The sequence below is a fragment of the Tepidibacter thalassicus DSM 15285 genome (genome assembly GCF_900129915.1).
In the GTDB taxonomy this organism is placed as follows: domain Bacteria; phylum Bacillota; class Clostridia; order Peptostreptococcales; family Peptostreptococcaceae; genus Tepidibacter; species Tepidibacter thalassicus.
Window position 1 is genome coordinate 178,768 of sequence record NZ_FQXH01000005.1, and the last position, 15,907, is coordinate 194,674.

A 15,907-nucleotide genomic window follows, 5' to 3' on the forward strand; every position below is an offset into this window, starting at 1 on the left:
CCTAGTTTGAAATGAGGTGTATAAATGGGTGATTTTTTTTCTAAATTAAAAGATTTTACAGGTGGCTTTTTATCTAAATATAGTAAAAAGCAGAAAATAAGTATAGGTATTGGTGTTTTTCTGATAATTGCTATAACTACTGGAACTATTTTATATATTACTAGACCAGAATATGCAATATTGTATAAAGATTTAGATTTAAGAGAAAGTGCACAAATTGCAAAAAGTCTAGATGAATTACAAGTAGATTACAAAATAAAAGATGAAGGAACTATACTTGTTAGAAAAGAAAAAATAAACAAAGTTAAAATGGATTTATCAACAAAAGGCATTCCATCAGCTAAATTTTCTTATGAGGATTTATTAAATAAAAATACTATGTTTATGAGTGAAGATGAAAAAGAAAGGGCTTTTAATTATGCTCTTCAGAATCAAATAGCTTCAATTATAGAAGAAATTCCAGCTATTAAAAAAGCTTTTGTTAATCTTAGTATTCCCAAAACATCTAGTTTTATACTAGATGAAAATAAAAAAGATTCAAAAGCATCTGTATTTATAGATTTAAAAGAGGGGGCTGTTTTAGATAAACAAAGTATAGATGGGATTGCAACTTTAGTTGCAAATTCTGTAGAAGGACTTGATCCAAAAAATGTAACCGTACATGATTCTACAGGAAAGGTTTTAAACAAAGAAGATGAAGATGAGACTTTTGCATCTACAAATCAATTAGAACTTCAAAATAAAGTGAAAAAAGATATTGAAAAAAGTTTAATGGAATTTTTATCATCAGTTTATGGATATGGAAATGTTTCTGTAATGGCAAGTGTTAAGCTTAATTTTGATACTGATATTACAGAAACTAAGGAATATAAGCCTCCAATAGAAGGGGAAGAAAATGGAATAATAAGAAGTTTGAAAGAAAGCAGTGAATCTGTAAGAGATAATCAAAATGGAGGAATTCCTGGAACTGATAGTAATACAGAAGAAATTACTCAATATCAAGAGGAACAAAGTAATGAATCTGCTTATAATAAATCAAGTAAAATAGTGAATTATGAGATAAATGAAATAGTTAGAAAAGTTGAAAAGTCAAAAGGTCAAATACAAGATATTACAGTTGCTGTTATATTAAATAGTGAAGTGTTGGAAGGTAAAGAACTTACTGATGAGAAGAAAAAAGAAATATCTAATTTAGTTTCGAGTGCTACAGGGTTAGATACTAAAAGAGTAGAAGTGTATGCTCAAGCATTTAATACAAATATAGCTGATGCATTTGATAATGCTTCTAAGAGTCAAGGAAATGAATTACCTATGTGGGCAATTATTTTATTAGTGATACTTGTTTTAATACCGTTAATTGGATTTGCTGTTTACGTGATTATGAAAAATAAGAAAAAGCAGCAAATGATGAGTCAAGAATCTGTCAAAACAGAACTTGATAATATAGATAGTATTAAAGAAGAAATAGATGAATTGGAATTAGATATAAAAGAATCTGGGTATAAAAAGAGTATTGAGAATTTTGTCGATAAGAACCCAGAGATTGTATCTCAATTATTAAAAAGTTGGTTAGATGAGGATTAAAAGAGGTGGTTATATTGCCAAAAACAAAAGGGTCTAAAAATGAATTAACAGGAAAGCAAAAAGCAGCGATACTTTTAATTGCTTTAGGACCAGAATATTCTGCTAAAATGTTTAAATATTTATCTGAAGAAGAAATTGAAGAAATTACTTTGGAAATTGCCAATATGAAAAAAGTTGAATCAGAAGTTAAAGATAAAGTTTTGCAAGAATTTTATGAAATTTGTTTAGCTCAAGAAGTAATTTCTGAGGGTGGAATTGGATATGCAAAAGATGTATTAGAAAAAGCATTAGGAACTGATAAAGCTATTGAAATTATAAATAGACTTACAGCGTCATTGCAAGTTAAACCTTTTGATTTTGCTAGAAAAGCTGATGCGGCTCAAATAGTGAATTTTATACAAAATGAGCATCCTCAGACTATAGCTCTTATATTATCGTATTTAGACCCTCAAAAGTCAGGACAAATATTATCAAATCTTCCTAATGATAAACAAGCTGAAGTTGCAAAGAGGATAGCTACAATGGATAGAACTTATCCAGAGGTGATAAGAGAAGTTGAGTTAGTTCTTGAAAATAAATTATCTAATTTAGTAACACAAGATTATACAACTGTTGGAGGCGTTCAATCTATAGTTGATATATTAAATTCAGTAGATAGAGGTACTGAAAAATATATTATGGAAGATCTTGAAATGTCAGATCCAGAGCTTGCTGAAGAAATTAAGAAAAGAATGTTCGTATTTGAAGATATTATTACTCTTGATAATGTGTATATTCAAAGATTTATCAGAGAAATTGATAATAATGATCTTGCTGTTGCTCTTAAAGGAGCAACTCAAGAGGTTGCTGATATTATATTCTCGAATATGTCTAAGCGTTTGGTAGAAATGATAAAAGAGGATATGGAATTTATGGGACCTGTTAGACTTAAGGATGTTGAAGAAGCTCAACAAAAAATTGTTAATGTAATAAGAAAATTAGAAGAAACAGGAGAAATAGTAATCTCAAGAGGTGGAGGAGATGAATTGATTGTCTAGAGTAATAAAATCTAATCAAGTTAAAGTTATTAATCAAAAAATAGTTAAGTTTGATTCTGAAAAAAAAATAAAAGAAGATCCTTCTAATGATATAGAAATAAAAAAAATAACGGCTCAAATTGAGCGATTATTAATTGAAAAAGATGAAATAAGCAATCAAATTAAAAAAGAAAAAGAAATGGCACAAAGAGAAAAAGAAGAGATATTGAATAATGCAAAAATAGAATATGAAAATATATTAAAAAAAGCAGAAGAGGAATCTAAAGTATTATTTAATAAGAAAAAAGAGGAAGGATATAAGCAAGGATATGAAGATGGGTATAAAAAAAGTATAGAAGAATACAATCGCATAGTGCAAGAAGCTTTAGATGTTAAAAATTCTGTATTGGCTTGGAAAAAATCAGAAATAAATAGACTTGAAAAAGATTTAATAAATTTAGTTATTCAATCTGTAGAAAAAATAATTCAGATTAAATTAAAAGAAGATGACAATTTAGTTTTAAATATTATAAAAGAAGGATTAGATAAATTTACATTTACAGAAAAAATTATTATTAGGGTAAGTTCTGATGATTTTGATGTGGTTAATTTTTCGAAAGATAGAATTCTCGCCATGGCAGATCATATAGATGAAATGGATGTAAAAATGGATAGTTCTTTAGAAAAAGGCGAGGTAATAATTGATACAAATTCAGGAAGTATAAATCCAGGAATTAAAAATCAGTTAGAAATATTGAAAAAAGAATTTTTGAACCTGATTCAAGGTGATGATAAGGTATGAAAACTATAAATATAGAAAATTATTTTCAAAAATTAAGAGAAATTAATTTGATTCAGTATACTGGACGAGTATCTCAAGTAGTAGGGCTTACAATTGAGTCAAAAGGGCCAGCTGTAAAATTAGGTGAGATGTGTTATATATATCCAATAAAATCAGATGAACCGATATTAGCTGAAGTAGTTGGATTTAAAGAAGAGAAAGTTTTGTTAATGCCTCTTGGAGAGATGGATGGTATAGGTCCTGGAAGTAAAGTTGTAGCAAGTGGCCATGGATTAGAAGTTAAAGTTGGAGATGAACTATTAGGAAGAGTTTTAGATGGATTAGGTAATCCAATAGATGGTGGAGAAAGTTTGAATCTTAGAGAATCTTATCCTGTAATGAATCAACCGCCAAATCCTCTGCAAAGACAAAAAATATCAGAACCACTGCCCCTTGGAGTTAAAGCATTAGATGGTATTTTAACTTGTGGGAGAGGTCAAAGAGTAGGTATATTTGCAGGTTCAGGAGTAGGAAAATCTACACTTTTGGGGATGATTGCAAGAAATACAAAAGCTGATATAAATGTAATCGCTTTAATTGGAGAAAGGGGTAGAGAAGTTAGAGAATTCATTGAAAATGATCTTCAAGAAGAAGGATTAAAAAGGTCTGTAGTAGTAGTAGCGACATCAGATCAACCACCGTTAGTTAGAATGAAAGGAGCATTACTTGCAACATCAATAGCTGAATATTTTAGAGATAAAGGAAAAAATGTGATATTAATGATGGATTCGTTAACTCGTTTTTCGATGGCACAGAGAGAAATAGGACTTGCAATAGGAGAGCCACCAGTTACAAAAGGATATACTCCTTCTGTATTTGCAGTGCTTCCAAAACTTTTAGAAAGATCGGGTAATTCGGATAAAGGATCTATTACAGGATTATATACAGTACTTGTAGATGGCGACGATATGAATGAGCCTATAGCTGATACTGTAAGAGGTATACTTGATGGACATATTGTTTTATCTAGGAGTCTTGCAAATAAAAATCATTATCCAGCTATTGAAGTGTTGTCTAGTGCGAGTAGGGTAATGACAAATATTACAGATAGAAAGCATATAGAAATAGCTAATAAGTTAAAAGATCTTTTGGCTACCTATAGAGAAGCCGAGGATTTGATAAATATAGGGGCTTATGCAAAAGGATCTAATCCCAAAATAGATTTAGCTATAGAAAAAATAGATGAAATTAATTCTTTTTTAAAACAATGGACTCATGAAAAGTTTGAATATGAAGAAATTATACAAACTCTATTCAGAATATTTGAAGATTAGAGGTGTGTATTTTGAAATATAAATTTAGATTTCAAAAAATTTTAGATATAAAAGAAAAATTAGAAGAAAGTAAAAAGATGGAAATTAATAATCTTCTTAGTGAAGTAAATAAGTTTAAAGAAGAAATTTATTATTTAAATAAAAGTAAAGAATCTAAAAACATAGAAATAAAAAGTGTTATGAAGTTAGGTACAGATATAAACACTATCAGATCTATGAATGAATTTATATATTCTATTGATTTAAAAATAAAAATGTTAATTCAGAAACTTGATTTATTGGAAAATGAATTAGAGGTAAAGAAAAAAGAGTATATAGAAGTAATGAAAGAAAAAAAAACATTTGAAAAGCTTAAAGAAAGAGATATTCAAAACTTTAATGAAAAATTAAAAAAACAAGAAGAGCAATTTGTAGATCAAATAGTTACATTCAAACACAGTATTGGTAACTAGGAGGAGAATATGAAAGAGAATTTAAATGAAAATATAGAGGAAAATAAAATTAAGCCAAGAAAGAAAAAGTTTAAAGCTTTAGTAATTATGTTATCTGTATTGTTTGTAACTTTTATTATCCTCTATTTTACAAGTGCAAATATTAATACAATGATTAATAATTTGTTAAAAAAAGCTCCAATAATTGGAAGTAGCTTTGAAAGTATTCCATCTAAAGAAGAAAATGAACAAAGAAAAAAAGTTCTTGCTGAGTATTATTTATCTTTAGATGCTGATAGAACTGTGGATAAGTTGATTATATTAAAAAAGGAAAATAGAAAATTATATGATGATATAATATTAGAAATGAATAAAATAGATCTATCTAATACAAAGAATATATTAAAGGAAGTAAGAAACAAAGAGCTTAAAAAAGATATTCTTCAAAGAGAGATAGATGATATGAATAAAGAAAGACTTAATGAAATAAAAGGTATTTCGAATAATTATTTAAAATTAGGGTTAGTTGGTACGATAAATAATTTAGAAGAAGATATAATTAATTTAAGATTAGATTTTGAAGATGCAGCTAAGGTTATTGAAAATTTTAAACCCGATTATTCAGCTAAAGTATTTTATTATATGGATAAAAACATATCATCAATGATAAAAGAAAATATGTCAAAAAAATATATTGAAAAATTAGATAAGGAAATAAAAAAGTATAAAGAGTATATAAAAGAAAAAGAAAATTTAGCTTTAATTTATAAAAATAAAAAAGAAGAAGAATCTGCAAAACAGCTTCAAGATAAAGACTTGTATTCAATTGAAGATTTAGGAATAATATTTGCAAATATGGATTATTTAACAGCAGCTAAAATACTTTCTGAATTTGAAGATAAAGAGTATTTAAATTCTGTTTTAAAACAAGTAAAATATGTAGAGGAGTTAAATAAAGATAATGAAAAAATAGTAAATATATCTAATGATATAAATAATGCTTTGAAAATTTTGGATATGTATAAAAGGGATTTGGAGGTTTTAAGGAAATCTTATGAAAAAATGACTCCAAGAGAAATTGCGGATTTAGTAAATAAAATGACTACTAGTAAGCCGAAATTTAAGCAATATAAAATTGATGGAGGTAAAAGTTTTATTATAAGTGAAGAAGAGCTTATGATAGAAATTTTAAAGAAATTAAAGCCTAAATTATTATCTCAAGTAATATCGAATTTGGATAATGAAAAAGGAGCTGAGATAAGCAGAAAAATAGGTTTACCAAAGTTGCAAAATTAAGGGGGGATATTATTGAACAATTTATTATCTGTAAATTTAAGTTTACGAAGGTCCTTTAAAAAAGAGAAAAAATCTTTCAATTTACAAAAAACAGATGGTTTTAAAAATACAATTAATAAATATTTAAAAAATGATAAAAGTATTAGTAGTGAAAAATATAAAGATGTTGAAGAATCAAAAAATATAAAAGAACAAGATTTTAATTTTCATAAAAATGAAAATGCAATTGAAAAAAATACAATAAAAAAAGTAGATCAAGAAGATGAAAATCAGGAATTAAATTCATTAAAATCAAATGAAAAATTTTCGAACAATGATGAATTGATAAAAGAGTTAGAATATATATTATCTTTTTTACAGTCTGTTAATGTTAATTCAGAAGATATTAATAATTTAAATAAAGTTGAGGAAATGAAAACGAGTTTAATAAAGGTATATAATGATATATCTAATGAAAAATTGAACAATAAAGATATTGAGGAACTTTTTGTAAAATTAGAAGAAGCAGATTTTCTACCAAAAGATGTGAAAGATAAAGTGGTATACATTATTAAAAATATAAAAGAAAAAATAAGTGTTGATACTGTTTTAAATTTAAACAAAAAAGAGTTAGATGTAAATTTAGATAATTTAGAATCAAATAAAAAAGATATAAAAAAAATAAATAGTCATAATATAAAATCAGAAAATACAGAAGATAAATCCTCAATAGTGCGACAAGCAAGTAAAATAGATAAGGTAGATAAAAATTTTAATTTGAATAATAGTTTGAATTCGGGTTTTATAAAAGAAGATGAAGATCTGCATAAGTTGGAAAAAAAATTTTTAGGAATACATGAATCAAATAATGAAGATGAGATGAGTTTAAATTTACAAGATTTTAATACGTTGAAAGCATCTCAAAATTTAAAAAATATATCTTCTTCTTTGAATTTAAGACAAGTAAACGGTATAAATCATAATGATATATTAGAACAAATAATTAAAAAAAGCAAATTAATTATTGATAAAGATAATTCAAGTATGGAAATTAAGTTAGAACCAGAACATTTAGGTAAATTAACTTTAAAAGTGGTTTTTGAAAGAGGTATTTTAAGTGCTAAGTTTATAGCTGAAAATGATGATGTAAAGACAATAATAGAAAATAATATGGATGAACTTAAAGAGAATCTTTTAGAGCAAGGGCTTAATATACAAAGTTTAAGTGTATCTGTTGATAGTCAAGGCGATTTAAACAAACATAGGAATATTTTAGAAGCTATGGCTTATAATAAAAGAATTAGTAAAAATTTAGCTATAAATGATGTTGTTGAAGAAGAAAAAGAAAATCCTTATTTGTATAATGATGAAAAGTTTAATGAATTAGCTTAGGAGGGAGAATATGAATATAGCGGGAGTATTACCTGATAAGTTTACTAAATATACAGCTTCAGGTGAGATTGTTGAAAAAAAAGATGAAAATAAAATTAATGAAAAAAAAAATACGGATAATAAAAACATTAATTCTGATAAATTAACAAAAAGCTTAAGAAATCAGTTAGGAAAAAATGATTTCTTAAAGTTGCTTACAACTCAACTTAAATATCAAGATCCATTAAATCCTATGGAGGATAAAGAATTTATATCACAAATGGCACAGTTTAGTTCATTAGAGCAAATGCAAAATTTAAATACTTCTTTTCAAGATGTAGCTAAGGGAATGGTATCGTTAAATAATAATTTTGTAGTAGCTAATAAAAATTTGGAAGAACAAATAGATGAACTTATAAGTGAAATTAAATCTTTAAAGGAAGAATTTAAAAATAATGATGAAACAGATTCTGTCGATAAAGATAATGAAAATAAAATTGAGTTAGTATAAAATTTTAGAGGGGGAATTTATTATGATGAGATCAATGTATGCTGCTGTATCAAGTTTAAGAGCACATCAAACAAAAATGGATATTATAGGAAATAACATAGCAAATGTTAATACTGTGGGATTTAAAGCTTCTAGGGTTACATTCAAAGAAACATTTGCTCAAACAATAAAAGGAGCAGGTGGAGCTCAAGATGGACGTGGAGGTACAAATCCTATGCAAATAGGGCTTGGTGCAGATGTAGCTTCGATTGATACAATTCAAAGAAGAGGGGCTGTTGAAAGAACAGACAATGTAACAGATTTAATGATTAATGGTGAAGGATATTTTATGGTATCTGATGATGTTAATTTTTTAAACAGATATTACACAAGAGCTGGTAATTTTATTCTTGATGAAGGTGGCAATTTAGTTACACAAGATGGTTATAAAGTACTTGGTTATATGGCTGACGAAACAGGGAGACTTAAAAGTAGCTTAGAAGGACTTAAAATAGACAAATCGTTAGTATATCCTCCTCAAGCGACAAAACCATCTAATCCTCCTATACCTGGCGAGGAAATAGTAACTTTTAAAGGAAATTTAAATTCTGATACTATTGGGCTTAGAACTATAAATATTGATGATGCAACAGGTAATCCTATAAATCCTAGTGATTTAAAACCAGTTGCAAAAAATGGTGATAAAGCAGGTATTTATCAATTTGATCCAGTTCTTTCAAAAGCAGCTGGAAAGCCTGTTTATTCTCAGAAAAATGAAGAATTAAACAAAGCATTAGGAAGAGAAACTACGATAAAAGTATTCGATGATTTCGGAAATGTACATCAAATAAAGTTATTATTTACTAAGATGTCAGTAGATTCAAATAATGGAGAAAGTACGTGGCAAGTAGATGCTATGTACATGGGAAAAGATGGATATATGTTAGCAGATGATGAAACAATTGGATGGACTGTTGCCGCTGATGGAAGCATTACTCCAAATACAGGAGCAAATGGATTTAATTGTGATTCTTTCACAATAACATTTGATAAAAATGGAAAAATCAAAGCTGGAAGTGCTGCAAAAATGCCTATAACTATAGGAAGTGATTTAACTCAAGGAGCAGATGCATTGAATTTTGAAATTGATTTAGGTAAATTAACTCAGTTTTCTGACAAATCTAATGCAGATGCTAGTTTTATAAAAGGTTATAAACAAGGTTCTTTAAAAGAATTTACTATAGCTCCAAATGGGGAAATAATAGGTATGTTTGATAATGGAGAAAGAAGACTTTTAGGTAGAGTTGCAATAGCTAATTTTAGAAATCCATCAGGTCTTCAAAAATTACAATCTAATATGTTTGTAGAAACTAGAAACTCAGGAAATGCTGTAGTTGGAAAGCCTGGTCAAGATGGATTTGCAGAGCTTAATCCTGGTTCTTTAGAGATGTCTAATGTTGATTTAGGACAGGAATTTACAAATATGATTACAACTCAGAGAGGTTTTCAGGCTAACTCGAGAGTTATAACTACGACAGATCAAATGCTTGAAGAACTTGTAAATCTAAAGAGATAATAAGGTGAAATTATGATAAAGGTTAAAAGGCTTAATGGTGAAGAATTTGTTATTAATTGTGAATTAATAGAAACGATTGAAGGAAATCCAGATACAATAATAACATTAACTACGGGACATAAATATGTAGTAAAAGAGGATATAAATACAGTAATTGAAAAAGTAAAACAATTTAAAAGTAGTATAAATACTGTAATAGTACAACGTAGAAAAGAGGTGTAGCATTTGGATTTAGGAACACTCATTGGTATAGTATTAGGTTTTGTATTAATTATAGTAAGTATTCTTTTAGGAGGAAGTTTGGGGTCGTTTTTTGATGTACCTTCTTTAATGATAGTATTAGGGGGAACAATTGCTGCAACTTTAGTTGCATATCCCCTTCCAAAAGTTAAAGAAGTTATAAAATTAACTCAAATAGCTTTTAAACAAAGAACAAATAACCCAAATGATGTAATAGAAAATATAATAGAACTTGCAAATAAAGCAAGAAAAGAAGGTTTGTTAGCTCTTGAAGAATTATCTAATGATATGGATGATGAGTTTTTAAAAAAGGGAATAATGCTTGTGGTAGATGGAACAGATCCAGAACTTGTTAGGACTTTGCTTGAAACTGAATTAGCTTTTTTAGAAGAAAGACATAAAAGTGGTCAAGGATTATTTGAAACTATGGGTTCTTTGTGTCCTGCTTTTGGTATGGTTGGTACGCTTATTGGACTTATCAATATGCTTCAAAAGTTAGATGATCCATCGAGTATAGGTCCATCTATGGCTGTTGCATTAATTACAACATTTTATGGTTCTTTATTTGCAAACTTAATGTTTATACCTATTGCAAATAAATTAAAATTAAAAAGTAGAGAGGAAACATTGGAAAAAGAAATTGTAGTAGAAGGATTACTTTCTATACAAGCAGGGGAAAATCCAAGAATAATAGAAGAAAAATTAAAGGCATTTTTACCTCCTTCAATGAGAAGAGAAGCACAGGAAGGAGAAGCATAATATGGCTAAAAAGAAAAAAGAAGAAGAAGTTAAACAAGGTGCTCCTGAATGGATGGGTACTTATGGAGATATGGTAACATTATTACTTTGTTTTTTTGTTTTGCTTTTTTCGATGTCATCTGTTGATGCTCAAAAATTTCAAGCGATTATACAATCGTTTAATGGATCATTGGGAATGTTATCAGGAGGTACAACTATAGTTGATAAGGAATATATAGGTAAAGGGTTAAATGATGATAAAAGTATAGATCAAAAACAGGAAACTGAGAATTTTAATAATTTAGAAAAACAAATAAAAGAGTATTTAAAAAATAATGGATTAGATAAAGATGTTTTTGTCATGAATGAGAGTGCAGGACTTTTGCTGAGATTTCAAGATAATGTTTTATTTGATTCAGGAAAAGCAGATTTAAAATTAAAATCTAAAGAAATTTTAAGATACATCTCAACTTTTTTAAATAAAAATGAATTTAAAAATAAATTTATAAGAATAGAAGGCCATACAGATAATGATCCTATAAGATATAATCATAAATATCCTACAAATTGGGAATTATCTGTTGCTAGAGCTAGTAATGTAGTTAGGTTTTTAGTTGAGAATACAGGAATAGATCCTAAACGCATTTCAGCTTCAGGATATAGTGAATATCATCCTGTAGCACCGAATAATTCTCCTGAAAATAAAGCTAAAAATAGAAGAGTAGATATACTTATATTAAAAAATCAATTTATAAAAGATGAGCCTATAAGATTGGAGGATTAATAAAATGGATACAAAAAAAGTGATGATTTTTTCTATTATAGGATTTGTATTATCCTTGTTTATATTTGTTGGGACATTGTATTATGTTAAAAGCTCATCTAAAGACGTTAAAGATATAAAGACGTATAATTATGATGCTGGTGAGTTTTCTACAAATATGGGAGATTTAAGGCATTATTTTAAAGGAAATTTAGTAATTGAAACTACTGATAAAAAAGCAATTGAAAAATTAACTGAAAAAAATGTTATAGTAAGAGATACAGTATTAAAAGTTATAATATCTCAAGACCCTAATCAAATGACAACAAATGAGGGAATGGACAAAATAGAAAAAGAATTGATATCTAAATTATCAAAGGTTTTAAATATTCAATCTATAAGAAATATATATTTTACTAATTATATAGTTCAGTAAAGGCAGGTGGCGTAATTGTCTGAAATATTATCTCAAAGTGAAATAGACGCCTTATTAGAAGCTTTAAATACTGGAGATGTCGATGTTCAAGAAATTAAAGAAGAGACTAAAGAGAAGAAAATAAAAAAATATGATTTTAAAAGTCCTAAAAAATTAGCAAAAGATCAATTGCGCACTCTTCACATAATACACGAAAATTATTCTAGAATATTAAATACTTTTTTATCAGGATATTTAAGAAGTTATATTCAAATAGAAGTATTATCTGTTGAAGAACTTTCGTATTATGAATTTAGCAATTCAATATCTAATCCGGCAATGCTTTCTATTGTCGACTTTAATCCTTTGCCAGGACAAATGATAATGGAAGTTTCTACATCGTTGGCTTTTTGTATAATTGACAGAATACTAGGAGGAAATGGGAATTATCAAGGCGAAATAAGAAGTTTTACTGAAATAGAGCTCACTATATTAAATAAAATAGTTAGACAAATAATTAAGTTGCTTATTGAGCCATGGGAAAATGTAATAGAATTATCGCCAAAACTTGATAAAATAGAAACAAATTCTCAATTTGCTCAAATAGTTTCTCCTAATGAAACAGTAGCTTTGATTACTCTAAAAGCAAAAATAAGTGAAGTGGAAGGGCTTATTAACATATGTATACCTCACATAGTATTAGAGCCTATTTTACCAAAATTAAGCACTAAATTTTGGTTTTCTACTAATACTAATAAAACAATTACAGATGAAGAAAAAAACATGTTACAAAAAAGACTTAAGAAAGCTAATATTGAATTATCGGCAATAATTGCAAATACAACTATAACAGTTGAAGAATTTTTAAATCTTCAAGTAGGAGATGTAATTAGTCTTAATAAAAACATAAATGAACAGCTTGAAATAAAAGTTGGAAATAAAATTAAGTTTTTAGGTACCCCAGGTAGTATGAAAAATAAATATGCTATAAAGATTACTAAAGTCTTTGAAAAGGGTGATGAAGAATATGATGAATGATATGTTATCACAAGAAGAAATTGATGCTCTTTTAAAAGGGAGTTCAGAAGATGTTTCTTCAAATAATGAAGCAGATTTGTTATTAAGCGATATAGAAAAAGATGCTATTGGTGAAATTGGAAATATAAGCATGGGTACATCTGCTACCACTTTATATACGTTATTAGGTCAAAAAGTTAGTATAACTACTCCAAGAGTAGATTTAGTTACACTCAATGAAATGGCTGATGAATATCCTTTGCCATTTGTAGCTGTGGAAGTAGGGTATAAAGAAGGTTTAACTGGAAGCAATTTACTTGTTCTAAAAGAAGATGATGTCAAAGTTATTACTTCATTAATGATGGGCGGAGATGGAAAAAATAATTTACCAGATACATTGGATGAAATACATTTAAGCGCTATAAGTGAAGCAATGAATCAGATGATAGGAGCTTCTTCGACAGCGCTTTCAGATATGATTTCTAAAAAAATAGATATACTTCCTCCTAATATTTACAAGGTTGATTTAGGAAATGAAGATTATGATCTTAAATTTATACAAAAAGATGAAAAAATAGTTAGAATATCTTTTAAAATGACTATTGGAGATTTAGTTGATAGTAATATTATGCAACTTATGCCTATTGACTTTGCTAAGACTTTAGTTGATAATATGTTATATGGGGAGTCAAATAACAATACTTCTTCTAAAGATTCAATAGTGTCTTCTGATGTGGATAAAGAAGTTATAAATACAGATTATACAATTCAAAATAGTAATTATTCAATTGAGAAGAAAGAAGTAAAACAAGAAAATCCTATAAATGTTCAACCTGTAAAATTTGAGAGCTTCGATACAAATAGTTCTTATACAAATAATGTGCCAGAGAATATAGACATAATTAAAGATGTGCTTTTAAATGTAACAGTAGAGCTTGGAAGAACAAAAAAAAGCATTGATGATATACTAGAATTTGCTCCTGGAACGATAGTGGAATTAGATAAGCTAGTAGGAGAGCCTTTAGATATATTAGTCAATGGTAAAAAAGTAGCTAAAGGAGAAGTTGTGGTTATAGATGAAAATTATGGTATAAGAATAACTGATATTATTAAGCCAGAAAAAAGATTGAGAAATATTTAGTAAAATTTAAATATAAATTTATATAAATTAAATTAGAAGGAGGAATTATAAAATGTCAAAAAACATATTATTAGTGGATGATGCAGCATTTATGAGAATGATGATTAAGGATATTTTGGTAAAAAACGGATATGAAGTTGTTGGTGAAGCTGAAAATGGAGCAAAGGCAATAGAAAAATACAAAGAGTTAAAACCAGATCTTGTAGTTATGGACATTACTATGCCTGAAGTTGATGGCATACAGGCAGTAAAAGAAATAAAGAAAATAGATCCTAATGCTAATATAATAATGTGTTCAGCTATGGGGCAACAAGCTATGGTAATTGAAGCTATTCAATCTGGAGCTAAAGATTTTATAGTAAAGCCATTTCAAGCTGATAGAGTATTAGAAGCTGTTAAAAAAGTTTTAGGATAATTAGATGTTAAAATGGGTATTTTTTTAGAAATATTAAAAATAATATTATATATATGTATTTTTTTAATAATACTGTATTTTGCTCATTGGACATCAAAATATTTAGCAAAAAAAAATGAATTATTATATAAAAATAAAAAAATTAAAATTGTAGAAAGAGTATTTCTTGGTAAAGAAAAAGAAGTCGTTTTATTACAGTATAAAGATAAAGAATACCTATTGGGGATTTCTCAAGATAAATTTACAAAAATAGATACTTTTAAACTTAAGGATGATAATAATGAAAAAATTTAAAGTATTATTTCTTTTTTTAATAATATGTTTGTTAAGCACAAATTTATCATGGGCTCAGCCTCAAGTTCCGAATATTTCTTTACAAATAAATGGTAATTCGGATCCTAGAAATTTAAGCAGTACAATTGAATTAATATTATTGTTCACTGTACTTTCTTTACTTCCAACAATAATAATAATGATGACTTCTTTTACGAGGATAATAATAGTATTATCTTTTTTAAGAAATGCTTTATCTACTCAACAAAATCCACCTACTCAGGTTTTAATTGGGCTTGCTATATTTTTAACTTTTTTTATAATGGCTCCAGTTGGGAATAAAATTTATAATGATGCTTTAAATCCGTATTTTAATGAAGAAATAACCCAAGAAGAAGCTTTTAGCAGAGCAATGGATCCAGTGAGGGAATTTATGTTTAAGCAAACTAGAAAGAAAGATATTTCTCTTTTTATAGAAATTGCAAAATTAAAAAAACCTAAAACTTTGAATGATATACCTAATAAGGTTTTAATTCCGGCTTTTTTAATAAGTGAACTTAAAACAGGGTTTCAGATAGGATTTATTCTTTTTATTCCTTTTATAATAATAGATATGGTAGTAGCAAGTACATTAATGTCCATGGGGATGATGATGTTACCACCTGTAATGATATCTCTTCCATTTAAAATATTACTTTTTATATTAGTAGATGGATGGAATTTAGTAATAAAATCTATTGTAATGGGTTTTAAATAAAAAAGGAAGTGAAACAGTGGATGTTAATTCTGCTATTAATTTAGGTCAGCAAGCGTTAACTATGGTATTATTACTTGCTTCACCTATACTTATATTGAGTCTTATAGTTGGACTTTTGGTTAGTATATTTCAAGCTACAACTCAAATACAAGAGGCTACATTATCTTTTGTGCCTAAAATTGTTGTTACATTTATATCTTTAGTATTATTTGGACATTGGATGATAACTACTGTTGTTAACTTTACAGAAAATCTATTTTTAAATATAGATAAGTTCATAAAGTAAAGAG

19 protein-coding genes are annotated in these 15,907 nt (G+C 27.4%); all 19 read left to right on the top strand.

Annotated features, from left to right (window positions below):
• The first annotated feature begins 24 nt into the window (after positions 1–24).
• The 19 genes from fliF to fliQ are packed head-to-tail and all read left to right on the top strand — an operon-like array spanning position 25 to position 15,903.
• Positions 25–1,584, top strand: coding sequence for a flagellar basal-body MS-ring/collar protein FliF (fliF, locus tag BUA19_RS00955; protein WP_072723001.1), 1,560 nt, complete (start codon positions 25–27; stop codon positions 1,582–1,584).
• A 14-nt stretch (positions 1,585–1,598) separates the two neighbouring features.
• Positions 1,599–2,621: a flagellar motor switch protein FliG gene (fliG, locus tag BUA19_RS00960; RefSeq protein ID WP_072723002.1), complete on the top strand. Its 1,023-nt coding sequence runs from the start codon at positions 1,599–1,601 to the stop codon at positions 2,619–2,621.
• Positions 2,614–3,402, top strand: coding sequence for a FliH/SctL family protein (locus BUA19_RS00965; protein ID WP_072723003.1), 789 nt, complete (start codon positions 2,614–2,616; stop codon positions 3,400–3,402). The genes fliG and BUA19_RS00965 overlap by 8 nt, the downstream gene beginning before the upstream one ends.
• Positions 3,399–4,715, top strand: a complete 1,317-nt coding sequence (fliI, locus tag BUA19_RS00970; protein WP_072723004.1) for a flagellar protein export ATPase FliI — start codon at positions 3,399–3,401, stop codon at positions 4,713–4,715. Before BUA19_RS00965 ends, fliI begins: the two co-directional genes overlap by 4 nt.
• Before the next feature lie 11 nt (positions 4,716–4,726).
• Complete coding sequence (gene fliJ / locus BUA19_RS00975) at positions 4,727–5,167, top strand: flagellar export protein FliJ (protein WP_072723005.1); 441 nt, start codon at positions 4,727–4,729, stop codon at positions 5,165–5,167.
• Between the two features lie 9 nt (positions 5,168–5,176).
• Complete coding sequence (locus tag BUA19_RS00980) at positions 5,177–6,442, top strand: hypothetical protein (RefSeq protein WP_072723006.1); 1,266 nt, start codon at positions 5,177–5,179, stop codon at positions 6,440–6,442.
• Between the two features lie 12 nt (positions 6,443–6,454).
• Positions 6,455–7,813 carry a flagellar hook-length control protein FliK gene (locus BUA19_RS00985; protein ID WP_072723007.1) on the top strand — a complete coding sequence of 453 codons (1,359 nt, stop codon included), beginning with the start codon at positions 6,455–6,457 and terminating at the stop codon, positions 7,811–7,813.
• Between the two features lie 10 nt (positions 7,814–7,823).
• Complete coding sequence (locus BUA19_RS00990) at positions 7,824–8,303, top strand: flagellar hook assembly protein FlgD (protein ID WP_084601871.1); 480 nt, start codon at positions 7,824–7,826, stop codon at positions 8,301–8,303.
• A gap of 22 nt (positions 8,304–8,325) precedes the next feature.
• Complete coding sequence (locus BUA19_RS00995; protein ID WP_072723008.1) at positions 8,326–9,858, top strand: flagellar hook protein FlgE; 1,533 nt, start codon at positions 8,326–8,328, stop codon at positions 9,856–9,858.
• 12 nt (positions 9,859–9,870) lie between these two features.
• Entirely contained in the window at positions 9,871–10,080 is a 210-nt protein-coding gene (locus BUA19_RS01000; protein WP_072723009.1) for a flagellar FlbD family protein, read from the top strand.
• Between the two features lie 3 nt (positions 10,081–10,083).
• Positions 10,084–10,857, top strand: a complete 774-nt coding sequence (locus tag BUA19_RS01005; protein WP_072723010.1) for a flagellar motor protein — start codon at positions 10,084–10,086, stop codon at positions 10,855–10,857.
• A 1-nt stretch (position 10,858) separates the two neighbouring features.
• Positions 10,859–11,620 carry an OmpA family protein gene (locus tag BUA19_RS01010; protein ID WP_072723011.1) on the top strand — a complete coding sequence of 254 codons (762 nt, stop codon included), beginning with the start codon at positions 10,859–10,861 and terminating at the stop codon, positions 11,618–11,620.
• A gap of 4 nt (positions 11,621–11,624) precedes the next feature.
• On the top strand, positions 11,625–12,035 hold the full coding sequence (locus BUA19_RS01015; protein WP_072723012.1) for a flagellar basal body-associated FliL family protein: 411 nt from the start codon (positions 11,625–11,627) through the stop codon (positions 12,033–12,035).
• Positions 12,036–12,050: 15 nt separating this feature from the next.
• Positions 12,051–13,052, top strand: a complete 1,002-nt coding sequence (gene fliM / locus BUA19_RS01020) for a flagellar motor switch protein FliM (RefSeq protein ID WP_072723013.1) — start codon at positions 12,051–12,053, stop codon at positions 13,050–13,052.
• The gene (fliY, locus tag BUA19_RS01025) at positions 13,042–14,172 is read left to right on the top strand and encodes a flagellar motor switch phosphatase FliY (protein ID WP_072723014.1); all 1,131 of its coding nucleotides are present in this window, start codon (positions 13,042–13,044) and stop codon (positions 14,170–14,172) included. The genes fliM and fliY overlap by 11 nt, the downstream gene beginning before the upstream one ends.
• Before the next feature lie 52 nt (positions 14,173–14,224).
• Complete coding sequence (locus BUA19_RS01030) at positions 14,225–14,587, top strand: response regulator (RefSeq protein ID WP_072723015.1); 363 nt, start codon at positions 14,225–14,227, stop codon at positions 14,585–14,587.
• A 12-nt stretch (positions 14,588–14,599) separates the two neighbouring features.
• Positions 14,600–14,881: a flagellar biosynthetic protein FliO gene (locus tag BUA19_RS01035; protein ID WP_072723016.1), complete on the top strand. Its 282-nt coding sequence runs from the start codon at positions 14,600–14,602 to the stop codon at positions 14,879–14,881.
• The gene (gene fliP, locus BUA19_RS01040; protein ID WP_242939218.1) at positions 14,868–15,617 is read left to right on the top strand and encodes a flagellar type III secretion system pore protein FliP; all 750 of its coding nucleotides are present in this window, start codon (positions 14,868–14,870) and stop codon (positions 15,615–15,617) included. The genes BUA19_RS01035 and fliP overlap by 14 nt, the downstream gene beginning before the upstream one ends.
• Positions 15,618–15,633: 16 nt before the next feature.
• A complete protein-coding gene (gene fliQ / locus BUA19_RS01045; protein ID WP_072723018.1) occupies positions 15,634–15,903 on the top strand; it encodes a flagellar biosynthesis protein FliQ in 270 nt (89 codons plus the stop codon).
• Positions 15,904–15,907: the final 4 nt, after the last annotated feature.

Excerpts from the sequence above, each read along its gene's own strand:
- fliF (WP_072723001.1), top strand. The coding sequence starts at position 25 with ATGGGTGATTTTTTTTCTAAATTAAAAGATTTTACAGGTGGCTTTTTA.
- fliI (WP_072723004.1), top strand. The coding sequence starts at position 3,399 with ATGAAAACTATAAATATAGAAAATTATTTTCAAAAATTAAGAGAAATT.
- BUA19_RS00980 (WP_072723006.1), top strand. The coding sequence starts at position 5,177 with ATGAAAGAGAATTTAAATGAAAATATAGAGGAAAATAAAATTAAGCCA.
- BUA19_RS00990 (WP_084601871.1), top strand. The coding sequence starts at position 7,824 with ATGAATATAGCGGGAGTATTACCTGATAAGTTTACTAAATATACAGCT.
- BUA19_RS00995 (WP_072723008.1), top strand. The coding sequence starts at position 8,326 with ATGATGAGATCAATGTATGCTGCTGTATCAAGTTTAAGAGCACATCAA.
- BUA19_RS01000 (WP_072723009.1), top strand. The coding sequence starts at position 9,871 with ATGATAAAGGTTAAAAGGCTTAATGGTGAAGAATTTGTTATTAATTGT.
- BUA19_RS01010 (WP_072723011.1), top strand. The coding sequence starts at position 10,859 with ATGGCTAAAAAGAAAAAAGAAGAAGAAGTTAAACAAGGTGCTCCTGAA.
- BUA19_RS01015 (WP_072723012.1), top strand. The coding sequence starts at position 11,625 with ATGGATACAAAAAAAGTGATGATTTTTTCTATTATAGGATTTGTATTA.
- fliY (WP_072723014.1), top strand. The coding sequence starts at position 13,042 with ATGATGAATGATATGTTATCACAAGAAGAAATTGATGCTCTTTTAAAA.
- BUA19_RS01030 (WP_072723015.1), top strand. The coding sequence starts at position 14,225 with ATGTCAAAAAACATATTATTAGTGGATGATGCAGCATTTATGAGAATG.
- BUA19_RS01035 (WP_072723016.1), top strand. The coding sequence starts at position 14,600 with ATGGGTATTTTTTTAGAAATATTAAAAATAATATTATATATATGTATT.
- fliP (WP_242939218.1), top strand. The coding sequence starts at position 14,868 with ATGAAAAAATTTAAAGTATTATTTCTTTTTTTAATAATATGTTTGTTA.